The 22,832-nt window shown below is 40.4% G+C and carries 18 protein-coding genes; 8 read left to right on the forward strand and 10 right to left on the reverse strand.

From position 1 onward, the window contains the following. Positions 1-126 precede the first annotated feature (126 nt). The 3 genes from GVK91_RS01815 to GVK91_RS01825 all read left to right on the forward strand — a co-directional run bounded on the left by GVK91_RS01815 (position 127) and on the right by GVK91_RS01825 (position 1,389). Positions 127-705 carry a hypothetical protein gene (locus tag GVK91_RS01815; RefSeq protein WP_075992701.1) on the forward strand — a complete coding sequence of 193 codons (579 nt, stop codon included), beginning with the start codon at positions 127-129 and terminating at the stop codon, positions 703-705. Positions 706-885: 180 nt separating this feature from the next. After that, positions 886-1,158 carry a hypothetical protein gene (locus GVK91_RS01820; RefSeq protein WP_159726627.1) on the forward strand — a complete coding sequence of 91 codons (273 nt, stop codon included), beginning with the start codon at positions 886-888 and terminating at the stop codon, positions 1,156-1,158. 45 nt (positions 1,159-1,203) lie between these two features. Continuing rightward, positions 1,204-1,389 carry a CsbD family protein gene (locus GVK91_RS01825; protein WP_075992699.1) on the forward strand — a complete coding sequence of 62 codons (186 nt, stop codon included), beginning with the start codon at positions 1,204-1,206 and terminating at the stop codon, positions 1,387-1,389. Positions 1,390-1,473: 84 nt separating this feature from the next. Here GVK91_RS01825 and GVK91_RS01830 read toward each other — a convergent pair whose 3' ends face one another. The 6 genes from GVK91_RS01830 to GVK91_RS01855 form a co-directional block, all read right to left on the reverse strand. After that, positions 1,474-3,285, reverse strand: coding sequence for a glycoside hydrolase family 15 protein (locus GVK91_RS01830; protein WP_159726629.1), 1,812 nt, complete (start codon positions 3,283-3,285; stop codon positions 1,474-1,476). Beyond that, the gene (locus GVK91_RS01835; protein WP_153847370.1) at positions 3,285-5,468 is read right to left on the reverse strand and encodes a bifunctional alpha,alpha-trehalose-phosphate synthase (UDP-forming)/trehalose-phosphatase; all 2,184 of its coding nucleotides are present in this window, start codon (positions 5,466-5,468) and stop codon (positions 3,285-3,287) included. Before GVK91_RS01835 ends, GVK91_RS01830 begins: the two co-directional genes overlap by 1 nt. Positions 5,469-5,682: 214 nt before the next feature. Then, a complete protein-coding gene (locus GVK91_RS01840) occupies positions 5,683-6,324 on the reverse strand; it encodes a hypothetical protein (protein ID WP_153847369.1) in 642 nt (213 codons plus the stop codon). Further along, positions 6,325-6,831 (reverse strand): S-ribosylhomocysteine lyase, encoded by a 507-nt coding sequence (locus GVK91_RS01845; protein ID WP_075992695.1) that lies wholly within the window; start codon positions 6,829-6,831, stop codon positions 6,325-6,327. It abuts the gene before it with no gap. Between the two features lie 109 nt (positions 6,832-6,940). Then, complete coding sequence (locus GVK91_RS01850; RefSeq protein ID WP_153847367.1) at positions 6,941-7,231, reverse strand: antibiotic biosynthesis monooxygenase; 291 nt, start codon at positions 7,229-7,231, stop codon at positions 6,941-6,943. Between the two features lie 116 nt (positions 7,232-7,347). Beyond that, positions 7,348-8,277 (reverse strand): LysR family transcriptional regulator, encoded by a 930-nt coding sequence (locus tag GVK91_RS01855; RefSeq protein ID WP_153847366.1) that lies wholly within the window; start codon positions 8,275-8,277, stop codon positions 7,348-7,350. Between the two features lie 77 nt (positions 8,278-8,354). Between GVK91_RS01855 and hutH the strand changes: the two genes are divergently transcribed. The 4 genes from hutH to hutG are packed head-to-tail and all read left to right on the forward strand — an operon-like array spanning position 8,355 to position 14,196. Continuing rightward, positions 8,355-9,914, forward strand: coding sequence for a histidine ammonia-lyase (gene hutH / locus GVK91_RS01860; RefSeq protein ID WP_235032737.1), 1,560 nt, complete (start codon positions 8,355-8,357; stop codon positions 9,912-9,914). A gap of 7 nt (positions 9,915-9,921) precedes the next feature. After that, positions 9,922-11,172: an imidazolonepropionase gene (hutI, locus tag GVK91_RS01865; protein ID WP_182332001.1), complete on the forward strand. Its 1,251-nt coding sequence runs from the start codon at positions 9,922-9,924 to the stop codon at positions 11,170-11,172. A gap of 4 nt (positions 11,173-11,176) precedes the next feature. Beyond that, a complete protein-coding gene (locus tag GVK91_RS01870) occupies positions 11,177-13,195 on the forward strand; it encodes a urocanate hydratase (RefSeq protein WP_159726633.1) in 2,019 nt (672 codons plus the stop codon). Next, a complete protein-coding gene (hutG, locus tag GVK91_RS01875) occupies positions 13,192-14,196 on the forward strand; it encodes a formimidoylglutamase (protein WP_153847363.1) in 1,005 nt (334 codons plus the stop codon). Before GVK91_RS01870 ends, hutG begins: the two co-directional genes overlap by 4 nt. Positions 14,197-14,286: 90 nt before the next feature. Here hutG and GVK91_RS01880 read toward each other — a convergent pair whose 3' ends face one another. Next, positions 14,287-14,568, reverse strand: coding sequence for a GNAT family N-acetyltransferase (locus GVK91_RS01880; protein ID WP_153847362.1), 282 nt, complete (start codon positions 14,566-14,568; stop codon positions 14,287-14,289). Between the two features lie 179 nt (positions 14,569-14,747). On the opposite strand from GVK91_RS01880, the gene GVK91_RS01885 reads away from it, so the two are divergent. After that, on the forward strand, positions 14,748-16,208 hold the full coding sequence (locus tag GVK91_RS01885) for an exonuclease domain-containing protein (RefSeq protein ID WP_182332005.1): 1,461 nt from the start codon (positions 14,748-14,750) through the stop codon (positions 16,206-16,208). A 558-nt stretch (positions 16,209-16,766) separates the two neighbouring features. On the opposite strand, the gene GVK91_RS01890 is transcribed toward GVK91_RS01885, so the two are convergent. The 3 genes from GVK91_RS01890 to GVK91_RS01900 all read right to left on the reverse strand — a co-directional run bounded on the left by GVK91_RS01890 (position 16,767) and on the right by GVK91_RS01900 (position 22,798). Then, a complete protein-coding gene (locus GVK91_RS01890; protein WP_153847360.1) occupies positions 16,767-17,888 on the reverse strand; it encodes an acyltransferase family protein in 1,122 nt (373 codons plus the stop codon). Between the two features lie 68 nt (positions 17,889-17,956). Next, entirely contained in the window at positions 17,957-19,507 is a 1,551-nt protein-coding gene (locus GVK91_RS01895) for a RagB/SusD family nutrient uptake outer membrane protein (RefSeq protein WP_159726638.1), read from the reverse strand. Between the two features lie 18 nt (positions 19,508-19,525). Continuing rightward, a complete protein-coding gene (locus tag GVK91_RS01900) occupies positions 19,526-22,798 on the reverse strand; it encodes a TonB-dependent receptor (RefSeq protein WP_159726640.1) in 3,273 nt (1,090 codons plus the stop codon). Positions 22,799-22,832 lie beyond the last annotated feature (34 nt).

Below are 22,832 nucleotides of genomic sequence, written 5' to 3' on the forward strand. Positions count from 1 at the left end.
TGAGCCAAATCTGATTGGTTCTCTTTTTTTTAAAATGACAACACGATATATTTTAAGAATAAATTTAAAACTTTTCATTTGTCGATCTTGTTATTACAGTAAAGTAATTTAGATAATAGAGATACTATGAGAAAATTGACACTTCTTTTATTAATAACAGCAGGAATTGGGTATCAGGCCCATGCTCAGAAAATTGAAACCACGCCACAGATGTCATCGGATGTCGGAATTGAACCTATTCGACAAGGAAATTGGATGGTCGGTGGATCGATCGGTAATCTTGGCTATAGTTTTGAAGGAAAATCATTTAATGTAGCACTTCAACCACGAGCTGGTTATTTCGTGTCCGATGGATTGGCTATTGGTGCACAGGCAAATCTTGGTCTGGCTACTCAAAAAGATGCTGATAACGAATGGACCTATGGTGTAGCGCCATTTGTGCGTTATTACTTTCCAAATGCGGGATCAAGTACAGGTCGGTTTTTTGGACAGGGAGACATTGGCATTTCAGGAAGTTCTAGGGGCAAAGATGTCGCGCTGGCGGTAGGAGCCAATGTTGGATATGCACATTTTATCACACGAACTGTTGCTTTGGAAGCTACCTTTGGCTACAATTATAGCAAGGCCAATATTAATACAGGTAGCGGTGCGAGTGGTTTAGGCGTTGGCGTAGGTTTTCAAATCTATTTACCAGGTAAACGCTAACAAAAAATAGCAATAGCAATCTTTAACAGCATGTTTCCAATTGATCAATTGGAAACATTTTTTTTGGACGTCACCGTATAATTACTTGCTCTTGTGTATGAAAGACCTATTCTTTTCAAAATGACAAAAATAGAAAACATTTGAAGCAACGTAGCTGTTTTTCTAATAAAAGGAGCTGAAATGATGACAGGGACAAAAAATATTGGTTTGGTACTCAAAGATAAAATGGGTAAATGGTCTTCTTATAACATTCCATTACTCAAAGAGTGCCGTCTGAACAATAAGCTTGTGAAGAGTAATGAGCTGGAAGGTATTTTTGTCATAGGAAGTTTGGCAACGGGACTATACATATTTTCATTGTATAAAAACCGTTTTATAGACTTGATGGGCAAGCGAATCGGGATAGAGGAAATCTGTGAACATTTTGATAGCTATAAACAGGCATTGATATAAGTATATAAGTACACACATTTCATTTTTTTAAAACAAGGAGCATTTATGAGTAATTTAACATGGAAAGGCCGTTGGAACGAGCTGAAAGGTAAAGTGAAACAGCAATATGCAGATTTAACCGATGATGATCTGTTATATGCAGAGGGAAAGGAAGATGAATTGTTGGGTAAATTGCAACAAAAGACCGGAAAAACCAAAGAAGAGGTAGAAAACTGGCTGGATAAATTGTAATATTTTATCAAGGCCATTTAATTGGCAATTATACGTGTAAAAATGTGCGATCAATTTATTTTGATCGCACATTTTGTTTTTATGTCAATGAAAAATTGGTTTATCTAATTTTATGGCAAGACGATAAACAGCATTCATCAATCCAACGTGACTGTAGGCTTGTGGGAAATTGCCCCATTGGCTGCCATTGTCCTCGGTAACATCCTCACTGAACAGACCCAGGTGATTGCTGTAGGTCAGCAAACGTTCCAGGATCTCTTTCGCTTCCTCCACACGCCCGACACAGGCCAGCGCTTCCACGTACCAAAATGCACAGACTAAGAAAGTGGATTTGGGTCTGCCGAAATCATCCTGATGTTTATATCGATAGAAAAGTCCATTTTCGCCTTTTAATTCCTTTTCCAGCATTTCGAGATGATGAAGGGCGCGTTCCGATTTTGGGTCAAGGTAATCCATGACGATGAGCTGCAAGGTACTGGCGTCTAAATTCCGGCTATTAATAGCATTCTGATAAACTTTTCGCTCTTCGTCATAACAGGCCTCGATGTAAGCTTCTGCTTTTTTTAAGAGGACATTCGCGCGATCCTCCATATCTTGATAACCATTTTGACGCGCAATCAACAGGGCCGCCTTACATCCGACCCATTGAAAAAGATTGGAATAACAATGGTGGTTGGCAAAATTTCTAAACTCCCAGATGCCGGCATCTTTTTCCTCTATAGTAGCCTCAATCTTTTCGAGAATGAAATTTACCCAGCCTAACACATTCTTGTTTTCATGAATTTTAAAACGCTGGTCGGTGAAAAGAGGTAACAACGCAATCATTGCCTGGCCATATACATCATTTTGAATATGTTCAAAAGCTTGATTGCCAATCCGTACTGGACCGTTATCCTGATAGCCTTTTAGGTAAGGTAAGATCTGTTCTGTCAGCTCGGTGGTACCAAGGATACCGTATAAAGGCTGAAGTCTTCCAGGGTTGCGATGCGTGATGCCAGCAATATAATTTGCAAAGCTTTCCATTTCTTCAAATTGACCGATGTGCGTCAATGCTGTTAGGACATAATAACTATCACGTACCCAACAATAACGGTAGTCCCAGTTTCTTCCCGAACCTGGATACTCGGGCAGACTAGTTGTTGATGCAGCGATAATTGCTCCTGTGTCCTCATATTGATGAAGTTTCAGCACCAGAGCCGATCGGATAACTTCTGTTTGATAAATGTTGGGAATACTACACCTTTTAATCCATCGCTGCCAATAACTGAGCGTCTTATGGAGGAAATCCTCACAGGTGCTCACAATGGCCGATTCGAAAGCTGCATCATACGTCAGTATAAGGTATTTATTTTCACTGATAATGGTCCAGCTTTCCTCTTGGAAGAAATGTGAAATAGGCAGATCAGTGGTAAGTCGAATCCGTTCTCCGACCTGATCGTTGCTATAAAGAATATGGTTGCTGCCACGGGTAGGCTTAAGTGCCAATCGGCCGTAGTCAGCAGTCGGCTGACATCTGATGTTGACGCTAGGGGCACCATGCAGTGGTTCGATCTTTCGTATTAGCATCAAGGGTTTAAAATACCGCCCGAATTGTTCAAAACGTGGTGCAAAATCTGTAATACGATAGGCATAGGATTCCGTATGGATTTCCGTGCAGAGCACATTAGAGTTTTTGATGTAATACTGCTTGGTTTCCACAACTGGTTCCTCTGAACTGATCTTGAAAGTTCCACCTTGATTTTTATCGATCATACTGCCGAATACAAAGCTATCTTCGAACGATGGCCAGCACAACCATGATATGTTTGTGTCAATGCCAACATGCGCTATGTAGGAACAATTTCCAATGATTCCAGATTGGTAGATATGTCTGTTTTCTGTTGTATTTTCGTTCATTATTTTACGATAAGTTGATTTAAAAATTGAAGAACATCTTCTTGTTCATCTAAATAATATTTTGCTGCAGATTTGTTGCTTCCTACCTTAATACTTATGGTCGATTGCGGTAAATACTTGAATAGATCCTCGTCGGTAATGTCGTCGCCAATAGCCAACATGAAATCTGCTTTTATATGTCCTGCGATTTCCAATGCCGCCTTACCTTTATTAACTTCTGTATTTTTGACCTCAATAACAGCATTTCCGTCCAATAGTTGTAATCCATAGTCGTTGAGCATTGGGTTTAAGGTCTCCTTTAGCTCGGTTGCTTTAAGTTCGCCTAAGCCCAGTTCTACTTTTCTATAATGCCAAGCTAACGAGTAGGGCTTGACCTCAATGTAAGCACCCGGAGTTTGATCGGCCAGTTTCTCCATCAGCTTTTTTACTTCAGGCATCCAGTGGAGGGCCAATCCTTTTTTATACGACCAGTTGAAATTTGGGAAATTTGACCAAATACCATGTTCGGCAACTAAATAGTACGATCGACCGTCAAACCAAGACGATAGGCTCTCTTGTGATCGGCCGCTTATGATGACCAATGTATTGAGTGGATCAGAAATGATATTATCCAAAAGGTTATACAGCAAGGTCGTCGGAGTTGCTTTTTGGGCATGATTCTGGAATTTGACCAAGGTACCATCATAGTCCAGAAAAAAGAGTCTATTGCTACTTTTGCTATACCTTTCTGAAATACTATTCAATACCTTATCTGAGATTCGCCTTGCCCATTCGTCACGTTGTATGGCTTTGGTCTCAGCCAAACGATTGGTAAAGAGCTGCACCCAATGCTGTACATTAAACTTCTGTATAATCTGAATATTGGCATCGGTACGTTCCTGAATTTCTTCGGGCGGCATTTTAAGCGCTTGGTAAATACTGTCTGCCGTTTCTGTACGATTATAGGGGTTAATAATCAAGGCATCAACGAGTTCCTTGGAGGCGCCTGCAAACTCACTTAAAATCAATACCCCCTTTGATAAAGTCTTACTGGCGATGTATTCTTTACTTACAAGATTCATCCCATCTCGCGTAGATGTAATCATACAGATATCGGATGCAACATATAATCCAACCAGCTCTTCGAATGGAAGCGATTTATAAAAATATAGTACCGGCGTCCAGCTTAGATTGCCATAAATGGAATTGATTTCACTCACCTTCCGGTTAATCTCATCTTTCAGTTTTTTGTATTGCGATACCTTATCCCTGGAGGGCACGATAAGCATATATAGCACAACTTTTGTATGCCATTCGGGGTATTTTTCAAGGAAAGTGAGGAATGCACGTAATCGCTCTAATATCCCTTTGCTATAATCGAGCCTATCGACAGCTATAATAATCTTTTGATCGGGAAAATGGCTCCGGAATTGACTTGCAATGGACTGGATTTTAGGCTGACTGCTGACTTCGACGAATTTATCAAAATCAATACCCATCGGAAAGGATTCTATAAATATATGACGGTCTTTGTACTTGAGCTGGTTATGTCCAGACGATACATGCAGTATTTTTTTGCAGGCATTTAGAAAGTTCTGACTATCGGCGAAAGTATGAAATCCGATAAGATCTGCTCCCAGTAAACCTTCAACCAATTCTTTACGTTGCGGAATGTTCATAAAGAGTTCTTCCGAAGGAAAGGGGATATGGTGAAAATAACCTATGTTGAGCTCTTGGTTTTCTAAACGCAACAGTTGAGGGAGTAGCATAAGCTGATAATCATGGACCCAAATAAAATCGGATGGCTCATCGATAGAAAGCGCAGCCTCGCAGAATTTCTTATTTACCATGACATAGGTAGACCAATATTCGCGGTCAAAATGAATGTAGCTCGGCTGATAGTGGCAAATAGGCCAGAGGACCTCATTGGAATAACCTTCGTAGAAATTGCGTATTTCATCTTTGGATAAGAAAACAGGAAGTAAGTTCATCGGTTTGAGAAGCTCGACAATCTTTTCTTTTTCCTCTTCATCTTTGGGAACAATTCCCGGCCAGCCAACCCAAAGTATTTCATCCGTATCAAAGGCGGAATTTAAACCGGTTGCCAGTCCGCCCGCACTCGGCTTGATGATTAATTTTTCTTTTTTTCGCTCTATTTGTATCGGCAGTCTATTTGAAATTATTATTTTCTTCTTTTTCTTCATAAGAATATTAGATCGATTTATTTGCAGTGTGGAAGAGTTATATTGACTATAACGATGGGCTTGTAATCCACTTATCTGAACAACCTCGGGAGAGAATAGTTTGAATAAATTCAAATTAGAAAGACAATAGGGAAGCTGTTGAAGAAAGAACGCGGTAATTTGCAAAAAAAAAGACCTCTATTTCTACAGGTCTTTTTTTTGCTATTTCATTAGATTACGATATGCTGACCGCAGCAGCTTTTTCGTTATCCAGCTTTTTCATAAATTGATCGAGGATGTCACCTAATCTCCCTGAAATTTCTCCTAAAATACTTTCCCAATCTTTAACTGTACCATCACAGTTGTCTGAAACAATTTTAATACTATGAAAGGTGAGATTTTTTTGAAAACAGAAATTCGCTAGGGCATAAGATTCCATATCAAATGCCAAAGGGTTAAAATGTTTGATATCCTGATAAAAAGCAGTATTTACATTGATAAAACGATCCGATGTCAAAAGTGCATCTTCGTAGCGAAATTCATCAAGTGATATGGATTCCAATACGCCTTGACCTTTAAAAAACAGGGTGTTTTCCAGGAAAAATCCATCCGTATAAGCATCCCCTTGTGCATAGTATGCCGGATAAAGGACATGGCCTATCGGATGCCTTGTACAGCCTACCGTGCCAACATTGAGAAGAACAGGACTGATTCCTAATGCTTTGATGTCTTCGTAAAGCGTAGCTACGGACAGGAGCGCATTTACTTTACCTACACCAATTTCGTATACAAAAGTCGATTCACTTGTCGAATTAAAAGATAGCTCATTTTTATTTGCTACCAAGATAATCGTTTCAATATCTTTATTCAGGATCATTTAATTTTCTTCGATATATGGATACTCAAATTCCAATTCTTCGGCAGTAATTAGATTTAAGAAGTTAACACAAGCCTGTTTTGAGGTGGGAAAATCCATGAATGTGTAATTTCCGCAGCTAATCGGGTTTTGGAAAGGTACTTCGTATCCTTCTGTAAGAACAGTCTCTAATACTTCTTTCATCAATTCCGCCACATTCTGAGGAGTTTTCGCTGTTCCAGCCAATACCACATAAAATCCCGTGCAACAGCCCATTGGTCCAACATAAATAACCTCATCACCTAAGATGGTTCTAATTTCTGTTGCAAAACAATGCTCTAATGTATGCATGACTTCAGGTGATAGCATACGCTCCGGAGAATTCGGTCTGATCATGCGAATGTCGTAAGTTGTATAACTTTCAACATTGCTGTTATTGGTTGTAGAAGCTTTAGCGTAGATCCCTTGTTTTAATTTGGTATGATCTACCGTAAAACTATTTACTTTTGCTTTTTCTTTTGTGTACATCTTGTTCTGTTCAAAGCTATAACGCTTGTGACGTTATAGGGGTTAAAAGTTGAATATCAAAAATTTCTACAAAGATACTAGATTATTGTAGAAAAGGACGACAAAACTACTATTTTAACACTTCATAATGTTCGACTGTTGGAAATGGATCGTAGTAATGATGTAAAAGTTTCTCCCATTCCTTAAATAATGCCGACTCCCTGAAACCAATGGTATGGTCTTCTAAAGTTTCCCATTCAACCAACAGAATGTACTGGTTGTTTTTTTCAATACATTTACGTAAAGAATGCGTTATATAGCCTTTACTCGCACTAATATATTGGCAAGCTGTTTTATAATCTCTTTCAAAATTGGATTGTTGTCCTTCAATAATTTGCAATACAGCTACTTCTAAAATCATAATTTGTTTTTTTATTAAGTTTAGTAAATACCTCAAACTTAGAAAATTTGTTTCTGATATGCAATACAAGAACAAGCTTATCCGAACAATTTATTTGGCATTCTTTTAATAAGGACTTATGCCTTATTATCCCGCTTTGACGTATTATATCCGTTTTTTACTTGTGAAGTGATGATCTGGGTGACCAATGGAATACCCGGATTACGATTGTGGGCATTCCAAACTAAGGAGAGCGTTGTTCGTTGTGGTAAATTGTTCAATTCAAGGAAAGTGACATCAACATGGTAGCCGTTCTTTAAAGATGAAGGAACAATGGCAACACCCAGTCCCTGAGCAACCATATTGAAAATGGTCAAAGCATTCACTGTGCGTAAAGTAACTTTGGGGATAAACTTATGATCACTAAAAATACTCATGACGAGATCATAATAAGAGTGGCTATAGTTTTTGGAAAATAAGATAAATGATTCATTTTTGAACGCATCAAGACTTGGTTGCGGTGACTTCAATAGGGGATGATCGTTGGGTAAAACGAGGCTAAAATGCTCTGTATGTATAGGCAGACTACATAATCCAGGTGGCGTTTCGGAAAGACGAACAAACCCTAAGTCAAGTTCTTTTTTCTCCAGCAGATCCAGCTGGGTTTCATTCGCTAGTTCGTGAAGTGATAACTCGATATCCGGCTGCTGCTGTTTTAAATTGACAAGTAGTTCCGGCAGGATTGTTTGAACAGCCGACCCGATAAACCCCAGCTTTAAGGTGCTTATTTTACCATTGGCAAAACTTTGAAGTTGAGTTTCAATCTGATCCAAGTGCCGAAATAGTTCTTTCACCTCCTGAAAGAGATATATCCCCGCTTCAGTCATTTGAACATTTCGTTTATTACGCTCAAAAAGTGTTACGCCATAAGATTCCTCCAGTTGCTTAATTTGCCTGCTCAAGCCTGGCTGCGCAATAAACAATTTTTCGGCAGCCCTTCTAAAATGCAGTTCTTCTGCCAATACTTTAAAATACAGTAAATGTCTTAGCTCTATTTGATAATTCATGGTTATCAATTGATGATAAAAATGGTATTTCTAATTATCAAATATAGCAAGTACATTTGAGTAAAGCAGTTATGATAATGGAAAAATTTTTATATGGCAGTGGGCAGCTAACATGCTCCACAGCTTTAGCGATAACAAAAGGAACGGTTACCGGGGAGATTTCCACCGAAGTCAGGGATAAGATCGAGCAAAGCGCCAGTTATGTCAGGAAAATAGTTGAGCGCGGTGAGGTTGTCTATGGGATCAATACAGGTTTTGGTCCATTGTGCACCACACCTATTGATGCAAGTCAAACGCAGCTATTACAGGAAAATATTCTAAAAAGCCATGCTGTCGGTATGGGAGAACCTATAGCCAATGATTTGGCCAAATTGATGCTTATTCTTAAAGTTCACGCGCTTTCTAAAGGATTTTCAGGAGTTCAGTATGCGACGATTGAGCGGATTATTTGGCATATTGAAAATGATGTCATTCCTGTGGTTCCTAAACAAGGTTCTGTCGGCGCATCGGGTGATTTGGCCCCATTGTCACATTTATTTTTACCATTGATTGGCTTAGGAAAAGTTAACGTAGAAGGGGAGATTTTGGAGACAGCTGCTGTTTTGGAAAAACACGGTATGGCACCGGTTCAGTTGGGCGCAAAAGAGGGGCTGGCTTTAATCAATGGAACCCAATTTATGGCTGCACATGGTGTGATGGCTGTTGCCGAGTTAAATCGTGTACTTCAGAACGCCGATATTATTGCTGCCTTAATGATTGAAGGCTTAAATGGTTCAATAAAACCATTTTTTACAGAATTACATCAATTACGCCCGCACCTAGGAAACCGCTATGTTGCTGCAAGCATTTTTAACATGCTTCATGGCTCGGCTATTTTGGAAAGCCACAAAGACTGTTCTCGTGTACAAGATCCTTATTCGCTGCGCTGTATCCCTCAGGTCCATGGAGCATCACGCAATGCTTGGTTTCATTTGAAGGATACCATAGAAATCGAAATAAACGCAGTGACCGACAATCCTGTGATTATTAATGATGAACTAACCATTAGTGGCGGTAGCTTTCACGGACAGTCAATCGCTTTGCCTTTGGATTATGCCACACTGGCCGCATCGGAAATTGGCAATATTTCGGACCGAAGGGTCTATTTGTCTTTAGAAGGTCAAACCAACGGTGTCCCAAAATTGTTAATGAAGTCAACCGGTCTCAATTCAGGATTTATGATCTTACAATATAGCACGGCCGCGATTGCAAGTGAGAATAAAGGACTTTGTTTTCCTGCAAGTGCAGATAGTATTCCTACCTCTTTAGGCCAGGAAGATCATGTCAGTATGGGATCTATTGCCGGCCGAAAATTACTGCAGGTCATTGACAATGTCGATAAAATACTAAGTATTGAACTGTTATGTGCTGCACAGGCCAAGGATTACCATCAGCCATTAAAATCGACTGCAGCATTGGAAGCTATCCATGCAAGAATTCGCCAGTCCATTCCGCATATTGAATCCGATCAACCGATGGAAGAGCTGCTGACGGAGGCACTAAGCCTCGTAAAATCAGGCGAACTGATCACATTGCATCGTCAATATGCTACAGGTGAGATTGAAGCGGATTTGAAACAAAGGTTTGAAATGTTTTAAACGAAGAATGATGGAAAAAGAGCTGAAATTAGTTGGACCTTTTAGGCAGATATTAACGATGTCAAATATGCCCGTAAATGGGGCACTCGACGATAAACAATTGGCTATTATTAAAGAAGGAGGTATTTTAATAGCAGGTAACAATATATTGGAAGTGGGGGATTTTGAGCAACTACAACTGCAATGGGGAAAGGAGGCGGCACTTGTACCTGTAGAAGGAGGTCAGGTCGTTCTGCCAGGCTTTATTGATTGCCATACACATATTGCTTTTGCCGGTAATCGAGCGAATGATTTCGCCCTTCGAAATGCAGGCTCAAGCTACCTGGAGATTGCAGCGGCAGGAGGTGGGATCTGGAGCACCGTTTCCCATACGCGGGATTGTAACGCAGAAGAATTGATTGATCTCACTATCCAGCGCGCAAATTTTCTATTAAGGCAAGGAATCACAACAATTGAAGTTAAAAGTGGTTACGGTCTCAATGTTAAAGAAGAACTTAAGATATTACGGGTCATTCAGGAATCGGATCGTCGTACGGCATCAGACCTTATTCCAACTTGTTTGGCGGCACATATGCTCCCACGGGACTTCGACGGATCCGCAAAAGATTATCTTCATCTGATCACAACAGATCTTTTTCCCCTATTGAAATCAGAAGGGCTGTCGAATCGGATTGACGCATTTATCGAAAAAACGGCTTTTCAGGGGGAAGACATTGTGGCCTATTTACGAAAAGCAAAAGAAATGGGTTTTGATCTGACTATTCATGCCGATCAGTTTACCACTTCGGGAAGTCAGATTGCTGTAGAACTCGGTGCTCAATCTGCGGATCATCTTGAAGCATCAACTGCGGCTGAAATAGAACTTATCGCACACTCAGCTACTGTTGCTGTAGCGCTGCCTGCCGCCTCTATCGGCCTTGGATGTGGTTTTACACCTGCTAGAAAGTTGTTGGATGCAGGTGCATGTTTGGCAATAGGAAGTGACTGGAATCCGGGTTCCGCGCCCATGGGACAGTTACTGACGAGTGCGAGTATTTTGGCAACAGCAGAAAAGTTGACGAATGCTGAGCTGCTTGCGGCACTAACCTACCGTGCTGCAAAAGCCTTAAACCTGTCGGATCGCGGCGTGTTGACCAAGGGCATGAAAGCAGATTTTAGTTTATTTAAAACAGATAATTATCAAGATATTACTTACTACCAAGGAAGCTTGCAGCCTACAGCAGTATGGAAAAATGGTCAGGAAGTATTCTCAATATAACAACATGGAAGATACATTTAAGAGCGAGGTTGCGGAAGGTATTCCAACCGTATTACCTCCAAAAGTAGAACGAGATCATACAATAAGTCATGCCCCCAGACGAAAGGATATTCTCACCAAGTCGGAAGAGAAGCTGGCTCTACGGAATGCATTACGTTATTTTCCCAAACAATGGCATACGGTTTTAGCACCTGAATTTTTAGCGGAGCTTCGTAGTTATGGCCGAATCTATATGTACCGCTTTAGACCCCAATATGCAATGCACGCTCGACCGATAGATGATTATCCAGCAGCCAGTAAGCAGGCGGCAGCTATTATGTTGATGATTCAGAACAACCTTGATCCAGCCGTAGCACAACATCCCCATGAACTGATTACCTATGGTGGTAATGGAGGTGTTTTCCAAAATTGGGCTCAATATCGCCTCACCATGCAGTATCTTTCGCAGATGACAGATGAACAAACGTTACATCTTTACAGTGGTCATCCAATGGGTCTTTTCCCTTCCTCACAACATGCACCTCGTGTTGTTGTAACCAATGGCATGATGATTCCAAACTATTCGAAACCGGATGACTGGGAACGTTTTAACGCTTTAGGTGTTACGCAATATGGGCAGATGACAGCAGGTTCCTATATGTATATTGGTCCGCAGGGTATTGTGCATGGCACCACAATTACTGTTATGAACGCTTTCCGAAAACATTTAACGGTAGACGATACAATTCAAGGCAAGGTATTTTTGACTTCTGGTTTAGGCGGTATGAGTGGCGCGCAGCCCAAAGCAGGTAATATTGCCGGCTGTATCACCGTATGCGCTGAAATAAATCCCGTTGCGGCAAGAAAGCGGCATGAACAGGGTTGGGTAGACCGATTGGTAGAAAACATCGATGAACTCGTTGAACAAGTACAGTTGGCGATGGATCAAAAGGAAACAATTTCCTTCGCCTATATCGGTAATATTGTCGAAGTGTGGGAAGCCTTTGATCGCAAAAATATCCACATCACGGTAGGATCTGATCAGACATCATTACATAATCCTTGGTCTGGAGGCTATTATCCGATGGGGCTGACCTTTGCAGAATCCAATGCGTTGTTAGCGACCGATCCTGACCGGTTTAAGCGATGTGTACAAGAAAGCTTGGTACGACATGTCGATGCCATCAATAAGCATGTAGCTAAAGGAACCTATTTCTTTGATTACGGTAACGCGTTTCTGTTGGAGAGCAGCCGTGCAGGTGCAGCGGTATGGAATGATAAAAAGGATCAGTTCCGCTACCCATCTTATGTACAGGATATTCTTGGCCCAATGTGTTTTGACTATGGTTTTGGACCCTTTCGCTGGGTTTGTACGTCTGGAAAGGCTTTGGATCTTCAAAAATCAGACGAAATAGCCATGACAGTTTTAGAAGAGCTCCGAAAAGAAGCTCCCGTGGAGATTCAGCAGCAGATGCAAGATAATATTCAATGGATTAAAGAAGCCGGTAAAAATAGACTTGTAGTAGGCTCCCAGGCGCGTATTCTTTATGCAGATTCAAATGGACGTATTGCCATAGCAAAGGCTTTTAATGAAGCCGTAAAAAGTGGCTTATTTGAAGCACCTATTGTTTTGGGAAGAGACCATCATGATGTGAGCGGTACCGATTCACCTTATCGGGAGACTAGTAATATCTACGACGGCAGTCAATTTACAGCAGATATGGCTATTCATAACGTCATTGGCGACAGTTTCCGGGGGGCTACTTGGGTATCTATTCACAATGGCGGTGGAGTCGGTTGGGGTGAAGTCATCAACGGTGGCTTCGGTCTACTGCTAGATGGCTCTGCAGAAGCAGCTTTTAAATTGGAAAAGATGCTGTATTTTGATGTAAATAATGGGATTGCTAGGCGCGCTTGGGCTAGAAATAAGGAAGCTAATCAGGCGTTAGATCGTGCAATGGAGAGAAATACCACATTGCAAGTTACCCGCGCGCAACTTGTAGATGACGATATTATCGAACAATTATTTGATCTGAGCGAATGAACTTATTGTTGAATAATTCGGAAATATATAACAAAGGAGACCAAGCGGTCTGGAAGGGGCGTATCGATGGCCAGGATCGTGAATGGATGCGTTGGCATCAATTAATGGATTGTGTTGATCTTCTCGAGCAGCCCGATTTAAGGCAGTCCATTGCTTTTCTCGGATTCTGTAGCGATGAGGGGGTTGCACGCAATCAAGGTCGTGTAGGCGCCAAAGATGGACCGACAGCACTCCGGAATGTATTAACAAACCTTCCTGTACATTTTTCTGATAAACTAAAACTTAAAGACTGCGGTGATATACTTATAAAAGACAGTGATTTAGAATTATCTCAGCAGGGGCTAGGGGCTGCCTTAAATTGTATTCTCGAGCAAGAAGGATTTCCAGTCGTCTTAGGTGGTGGCCATGAAGTAACTTATGGCCATTATTTGGGTGTTAAAAAATTTCTAAAGAGTCGTAATCAAAGTCTTGGCATTATTAATTTGGATGCCCATTTAGACATCCGTCCATTGCAGGATGGCAAAGGGAATTCTGGAACGGGATTCTATCAAATCGAGCAGGATCAGTCTAAAGCAGATTTGCTATTTCATTACTTAGCAATTGGTATTCAAGAAATTAGTAATACCAAAGGATTGCTCACCTATGCCAAAGAGAAGGATGTGCAGATTATTGAAAGAGAGAGTTTGGTCATTGAAAAACTTGATCTGATCCGGGAGCAAATTGTTAGTTTTTCCAAATTAGTGGATTATGTGTATTTGACGGTTGATCTTGATGCTTTCGCTGCAGCCTATGCACCGGGAGTAAGTGCATTGGCATTTAACGGTATAGTCCCTGATCATTTGTTTTTTACGATCTACGATATGCTACTGGATCTGCCTAATCTAAAATCTGTCGATTTTGCAGAATTCAATCCACATTTCGATATTGATTCCAGAACGGCCAAACTAACGGCTGATCTCATTTTTAAGTTGATAAACAAATTAGCAATCAAACTTGATTAGCAATTGCCCATTAGCTAAACAGGGGGCAAAAAAAGATGGTTACATTGCTACTACAGCAATATAACCATCTTTTTTCACATTGGTGGGGTCCTAAAAAAGCACATCGGCTAATGCTGGGTCCTTATCAAAAACTGATTTTGCAAAAGGACATAAAGGCATAATTTTTAAATTTTCTTTACGTGCATAGGTCACTGCTGCCATCAATAATTGTTTGCCTAGCCCTTTTCCTGCGTATTCGGAACTTACTTCCGTATGGTCTATAATGAATTTTGTAGGGCCAGCCCAGGTATAGGTCATTTGTGCCACTGACTTTTCCTGATCGATAACCTCAAAGCTACCGTGTTTATCGTTATTTTTTTGTGTTACTTCCATGAGCATGAATTTAATTAAGAAAAGCCAAAATAAACAAAATCCAGCAATATATAATATGAACAGTCATTTAGAAAAACAGCTATTTTTATCAGTTAGATTGCATAATTGGCTTCCGTGTTTTGTAAAATTGCGGTGATTCTTTTGAATAGCTAATATTTTTAGTATGTTTGCTTTGCGTTATGAGTGTAAATCAAAGCAAAAGACAAGAATTTGCCATTGTGGACATAGAGACTACGGGTGGCAATGCAAAATCGAGCAGGATCACAGAGGTTGCCATTGTTATTCATGATGGTAATCAGGTTTTGGAACGTTGGGAGACCTTGGTTAATCCAGGGAAAGAAATTCCGAATTCGATTTTTGCGCTTACGGGCATAGACAATGACATGGTGAAGGACGCTCCGTTATTTGATCAGGTAGCCGAGCAGATTTATGAAATGCTCAAAGACCGTATTTTTGTTGCACATAATGTAAATTTTGACTATTCATTCATTCGATTTCAACTTCAGGAATCGGGCTTCGAGTGGTCAGCGATTAAATTGTGTACAGTACGCTATGCGCGAAAAATAAAACCGGGATTATTGTCCTATAGTTTGGGGCGCCTATGTGATTATTTAGATATCCCGATTGAAAATAGGCACCGTGCGGGTGGCGACGCCGATGCAACAGCCATTCTCTTTGCTTATTTGAAAGTGCTAGATACCGAACAGGTATTTCAGGATATGATTAAACATAAAGCGCTAGATCAACGTTTTCCACCGCATTTAAATCCCTTGGAGTATGAACAATTGCCCAACGAGGCTGGAGTCTATTATTTTCATGACAAAGCTGGAAAAGTAATTTATGTTGGCAAAGCCGTCAATATAAAAAAAAGAGTATTGTCTCATTTTACAGGGAATAATATTCAAGCGCAAAGGCAACATTTCTTAAAAGAAATTCATCATATAAGTTATGAGTGCTGCGGGACAGAGCTGATGTCATTGTTGTTGGAATGTGCGGAAATCAAAAAGTTCTGGCCAAAATATAATAGAGCACTTAAACGGTATGAGCCTAAATTCGGTTTGTTCTCTTATGAGGATCAAAATGGCTATCTCCATCTGGCTATTGGGAAGACAACAAGGGGACAGGAATGTATTCAGCTGTTTCAGCGTGAATATGACGCTATTCAGTTGTTGCAAAGCTTTATTCAGCATGACGCTATTAATCCGCAATTTTGTCAGTTTGGGCACGCCAGTTTGTCTACGAAAGCTTTAAAGAAGACCGAATTACCCGATCGAGACCTACACAATACACGGGTGGAACGTTGTATCGAGGATTGGCTCAAACAGCAGCCATCCTTTGTATTGATCGATAAAGGACGTAATTCCGAGGAAAAAAGCTGTATTGTCATTGAAAATGGTGTTTTTTATGGAATGGGATATATTGATCAATACAGCCAGTATAACGGGTTTGAAGATATAAAAGGACAAGTAAAAAGATATCAGAGCAATCACTACATGATGGAGTTGGTCAAAATGGCAGCAGAAAGACATCCCGCTAAAATACATTTCTTAACAAAATCAAAGATTTTACCTGATGTTGCGGCAGAACCTGATTTCTCTTATGAAAAATCGGCTCCGAATAGTCTCTTTAATTTCTTTTAACAGTATATTTTCAGTTCTTATTTTGGAAATGTCTTCCGTTTGGTCATTTCAATCTCAGTAATCTGTTAAAGAAATGTGAAATAGCAATTTTCGCGCGATTTTGGTCCAATAGTTGAAATATTCTTTGTGTAGAATATTAAAAAGACTTTTCATAATTTAGGTTAATAATTGGTTAGTTAAAACCTGGGGCTCCCAACCTCAGGTTTTCTTTTTTTAATATTTCCGGACAAGAATTTTACACTAAGTATTACTTTTATTTCGATTATTCAACATAAAATAACGTTTTTTTTAATTTAAACATGTGTTTCAATTTACTGTTTTTCAATTGATTAGTTTTTGTCCCCCCTTTGTCCCCCTAAGTTTTTTCTCTGTATAGTTAGTTTGAGCTATTTTAGTGTCAGCATACTGTAATAGCGGAATTAGTAAAACAAAGATGGGGCGTTTTCTAAAAGTAGCTGCGGTATATCTTATCCATATCTTTATATATAAAAAGGGCCTTGGCCCTTTTTTTTATCCCTATTATTCAGATTGCTTATTTTAATCCAAAGGTACGTTGACCTAGATTTTGATATAGATCTTTTTCTTCCGTAGGCAATATGCGATCAACCAATTCAAAGCGACAAATAGCAGCGCAAATAGGGCGGAGGATAATCGTTGGTTTTGCCAGCTATCAAACAGGAAATGGTAGCTCAAGTTCCAAAGATTTTGATGCGTATCCCCGATAAGAATAAAAGAAAAAATAGTTGGGATTAATCCGCTAAGACAATAGATAAATAGTGTATTCTTGCCGAAATCGTCAAGGACAGTGTAAATTTTCCCTCTGATGTTTTGAAATTCGATAAGATAGATTAATATACCGAGAAAAGAGAGTGCAATTCCAGTGCTGAATACGGCGTAGCTGCTGGTCCAGATCTTCTTATTAATAGGAAAAACAAATGACCATAGATAGCCTATCAGGATAAAGGACAGACCTACGATAAATAAGTTCATCAGCTCCCTTTTTCCTGTTAGTTTTTGAATAATGTACTTTCCGGTAATATACCCGAATATCGTTTGACTGATGGCCGGTAATACGCTCCAGATATCCTCTGGATCAAACGCTGTTCCCTCGCCGTGATAGAGATGGGATGCACCAAAGATTCGGATATCCAGTGCCGTTCCAAACCAACCCTCCAAACTATAAGGATCCGATGGATTACTATAGTAGCAAATCAACCAATAGAACAAGAGAAATGCCACACCGATGATAATTGTGCCTTTATCTTTAAAATAATATATTAACATGGCGCAACTGAAATAACAGATAGCGATACGTTGCAATACGCCGAAATACCTGTACTTGGCAAATGGAATCCATTCCAGCTTGTGAAGGCTATTCCATTCAACAAAAGGAAAAACATTTAAAAAGATGCCCAGCATAAAAAGGATGCCCGTTCTTTTCGCAACTTTTTGCCAATAGGCTGATGGAGCCTGTTGATCGCTATTTTTTAAAGAAAATGCCATGGAGTTTCCAACAGCAAATAAGAAAAATGGAAATATAAGATCTGTAAACGTACATCCATGCCAGATGGAGTGTTCAAGTTGAGGAAATACATGATGATAGTTGCCGGGATTATTGACGAGAATCATAGCCGCGAGTGTAAACCCACGGAAAATATCCAGTGATTTAAAACGAGTCATAATAAAGTATATTAGTAAAAAAGGCTGTTCAAGGAATTAATCCTTTGAACAGCCTATGCTTGGTCTAATTAATAGCCTGGATTTTGAGTCAGGCTCGGATTTGCCTGCAGTTCCAATAATGGTATTGGAAGGAGCAGGCTATTTTGGTTAAAATTATACTTAATCAGCGTAGGGTTGCTCTGTTTGCCGTTATCGCATGTAAATTTTATTTCATTTAGTTTATTCATTACATCTACCGTGACACCATAACGATTTAAATCATCCCAACGTTGACCTTCGAAAGCAAGTTCCAATCGGCGCTCGTTGAGAATGATGGCCTTTAGTGAACTGGAGCTGACACCGGATAAATCTGACAGCCCTGCGCGATGACGTATGACATTAATGGTGTTTATCGCACCAGAAGTATTTCCCAAGGCGTTTTGAGCCTCTGCTTTAAGCAGAATGATGTCCGCAAGCCGCAAAAGGTAAAAATGATCGCCACTTTGGAAGCTGTTGGCATGTTTTTGCTTTACATTAAATGGGATTTCTGTATCGGCATCTCCACAAGGGTTCCAGAACTCATCTGCCCAAGGGACAGAGAAAAACCAGATGTTGGCATTCTTTCGTTCAGTGTCGCCAGCGTTGTCATAAGCTTCGACTAGATCTGTCGAAGGTGTGCCATACCGGCGCCATTCGTTTTCGTTGATTTGGCCATTTTCATCAAGATCCGGGAAAAAGAATGCGCCACCCCAACAGCTTAGATTGGGACTGCCGGCGATGTAGGGAATCTCTATGATAGATTCACTGTTATAGTTATGTTTACCGTCAAAAAGATCCGCATAGTTTTGAAGGAGCTGATAGCCACCTTTTCCAGTAATCACTGCATCGGCGTATTGCAAGACCTTATTGTAATCTCGATCAGGGCGTTGTGCCCATATCTTGGTCAGCAAGGCATTTGCAGCACCTTTTGTAGCTCTAACCTTGTCAATAGAGGCTTGTCCAAATCCATCGGGAAGATTGTTTGCGGCCACCTGTAGATCCGAATCTATAAAATCATAAACCTCCTCTACAGTTGATCGCTTGATGCGTAATACTTCGGCATCAGTACTGTTGGAGTGTTTTTCCAAGGGGACACCACCGTAAAGTTTGACCAATTGATAATAATGGAAGGCTCTTAAAAATGAAGCTTCTCCAAGAATTTGTTTGCGTCTTTCATCCGAAAAGGTAGGATCTGTGACTTTATCAACATTGTCGATAACGATATTGCATTTTGAGATTGCTCCATACAGTTCTTCCCAATCCCTGCGTACCATTTCATTGGTATTGGTAATGGTATTATAGTCAATTTGTGCAAAATCTATTTCGCCACCACCGGCAGCATGCGCATTGTCCGAACGGATATCGGTCTGTAAAATCATTTCCCATTGATAATAATTGGCATTGCTTCCTGGGCGAGTACCATTGCCTATAAAAGAATTATAGGCCCCGTTTAATGCTTTCTCAATATTGTCTCCGGTGAGATAGGCATTTTCACTCGTTACCGTGGAGGTAGGCTGAAGATCTAAAAACTTTTTGCAGGAATTTAGAGCAAGAGAAGCCAATAAGGCGATGGCTAATGACGTATATCTATTTGATTTCATTGTTTGTAAGCTAAAAGGTTAAAAAGTTAGGTTTAAACCAACAATAAAGGTGCGTGCCTGCGGCGAAGTACCAAAATCGATGCCCGGCGCCATATTGGAGCTCACGGTTTCCTGGTTAGTTCCCCCATACATGCTTACCTCAGTATCTAGACCTGAGTATTTTGTGAATGTTAACAGATTCTCGCCTGTTACATAAAAACGGACCTTATTGAGCTTCCATCTTTCAAGCACTTGTTTAGGTAGGGTATAGGCCAAAGTCATCGATTTTATCCTGAGGTAGGAACCTTTCTCTACAAAACGGGAAGAAATCTGTGAATTGTAGTTGTCATCTGTATTGTTTAGATCCGGACGTGGCATAGTACTATTTTTGTTATTGACTGTCCATCTGTTTAACACGGCAGCACTTTGGTTTCTCGGTTCCCACATACCCTCTGTATAAATACGTGTCGCATTAAGGATATCATTTCCCTGTACACCCTGTAAGAAAAAAGAAAAGCTGAAGTTCTTATAACTAAAATCATTTGTCATGCCATAAGAGAATTTTGGTGTAGCATTACCAATGATAGCCATATCACTCGTTTGAAGACCTGCTTCAGGGTCGGCCATCTGATAGATCATATCTCCGGTCTCTGGATTGACGCCTTTCGCGACGTAACCCCAGAATGATCCCAATGCAACCCCTTCTTTTGCAATCGTACTATTGCCACGGCCATCAATATTTCCGTCATAGTAGGTTCCGCCATCAATATTCAGTACTTTATTGCGATTGAGCCCAAAGGTGACTGTTGTATTCCATTTGAAATCGTGAACGAAATTTCGGCTACTCAATTCGAATTCGAAACCTCTATTCTGTAGGTCGCCGAGGTTTTTCAGCGCAGTTCTATAACCGGAACTATACGGAACTCTTGAGTTGAGAAGTAGGCCTACAGTCCTTTTTGCATAATAATCTGCACCAAATATCAATCTAGAATTAAAGAAACTGGCATCCACACCAATGTCGGTCTGGTTTGTCGTTTCCCATTTTAGATTGGGGTTGTCCAAGGTAGAGGGTGTATACCCCGGTACAACCTGATCGCCGATATTGTACGATCCCGTGACGTCAACTAAACCAAGATAGGAAAAGGCCGGGATTTGGCTATTTCCAACCTTACCCCAACTAGCGCGGATTTTCAAATCGTTTACTGTGTTTTTCAGCGAACTGAAGAAATCTTCATTGGATAAACGCCAGCCGGCAGAGAAAGAAGGGAAGTAACCCCAACGGTTATTAGGCCCAAATACAGATGAGGCGTCAGCTCTCAGATTTGCTGTAAATAAGTACTTGTCGTTATAATCATAACCGATTTTTGCAATGCCGGAGACAGTGGATACAGCAGCATCTATCGCTGTTGGCATCGCCGTAATCATCGAACCTCCATTGACGGTGTGAATCGCTGGATTAGCAAAATTCTGGGTAGCAATATTTGAGATTGTTGTTTGTGTTTTAGTGGTAATATAACCTAATAAACCTGTGAAGTGGTGCTTGTCACTAAAAGTTCTGTCATAGTTTAATGTATTTTCGGACATCCAATACTGATTGTCCTGCTGCTGGAGCGTCGCCATTCCTTTATATTTTCTACCCTCTGTCGTGCGGAACGGATCTACAAAAGTGCGGTACTGGTTGTTAAATTTCTCATACCCAAACAGCGATTTGAATTTTAGTCCCGGTAGGATATTAGCCTCCACAAAGGCATTTCCTGTAAATCTGTTGTTGATATAACTGTGCTCGTTGCCTGTTGCCAATGCAACGGGGTTGTCAAGATCCGTATAGAATGGATCTACTGTGAAAGCCCCCTTATCACCGTATATGCCGATGACTGGAGAGCCCAGGTAAGCATTCATGATGACCCCATTTCGGGAGTTCTCGTTAATGTCCACATCGTACCAACGGTTGTAAGATAAGCTTGTTCCAACTTTAAAGATTTTATTGATCTGGTGATCCAAATTAACCTTAAAATTGACCTTGTTTACTGTATTGGTGATGACCGTACCATTATCTTTTTGATAAGATCCAGAGATGTAAAACCCTGTCTTTTCATCTCCACCGCGTACTGAAGCCTGGTATTTTTGGCTGTGGCCGGTGCGGAATAGCTGATCTGGCCAGTTCGTATCAGCGGTATATTTCGACCAATCCAAGGCTTCTCCCATCTCAGTCATTAATTCTCTATACTGTACCGCATTTAGAACGCTAGGCTTTTTTCTGATGGCTGAAAATCCCTGATAGGTTTCGAAATTTACCTGTGTCTTACCGTTTGTTCCTCTTTTGGTCGTAATCAACACAACGCCATTGGCTCCTGAAGATCCATAGACAGCGGCAGAAGCAGCGTCTTTTAATACCGAAATGCTTTGAATATCTGATGGATTGAGCTCCGATATATTTTCAGTAGGAACACCATCTACAATGTATAATGGATTGCTACCTGCAGTGATTGTTGAGGTTCCGCGAACTCGAATGGAGAAGCCAGCTTGAGGTTGTCCGGAGGATTTTACAATTTCTACCCCCGCCATTTTACCTTCCATGGCACTCGCCAGTTGGGTCACAGGGCGATCTTCAATATCCTTTGTGCTCATGGTTGCAATGGCTCCCGTGATGTCCTTTTTCTTCTGTGTTCCAAAACCGACCACAACGATCTGTTCCAGTTGGTTGTTGGCAGTTTTCATCTGCACGTTGAGGAAGCTATTGGAGCCTACCGTACTACTGATAGTCTCATAACCTATCGAACTAAAGCTGAGTTGATGTGTAGAGGTCGCTTCAATCGAGAATTCACCTTTGCTGTCTGTTTCCGTTTGTTTACCTGTTGTTGTATTGCGGATTGTTACCCCTGTTAATGCTTTACCATCGCTATCGGAAACACGTCCTTTGACAAGCTTTTGTACATTAATCGTGTTTCTTGAGGGCATGTCATCTGTTTTCCTTTTTAGGACAATGGTGTTGTTGACAATTTTATAAGAATACGATAGCTCTTTTAGGTTGTCATCCAGAATTTCAACAATAGAACCATCTTTATGGTTTATTCGGATTTTTTGGTTATCATTAATCTGTGAGTTATCGTACAGAAACACATAAGAACTCTGACGCTCGATCTCTTTAGCAAACTTTGCCAAAGTGTATTCCTTGTCTTGTAACTTTATTTTAGTTTGGTTTACATTCGCCATCGCCAAATTATTTGCATGGGAAACGCATTGGATCGCAAGTAAAGCAGCAAATAGTTTTGCCTTTTTACCAGCCCCTTGGATGGTTTTAAGTTTATACATAATTAGTTGGGTAAGTTTGTTTTATATTAAATAA

The sequence above is a fragment of the Sphingobacterium sp. 18053 genome, assembly GCF_902706145.1.
Lineage (GTDB): Bacteria > Bacteroidota > Bacteroidia > Sphingobacteriales > Sphingobacteriaceae > Sphingobacterium > Sphingobacterium paramultivorum.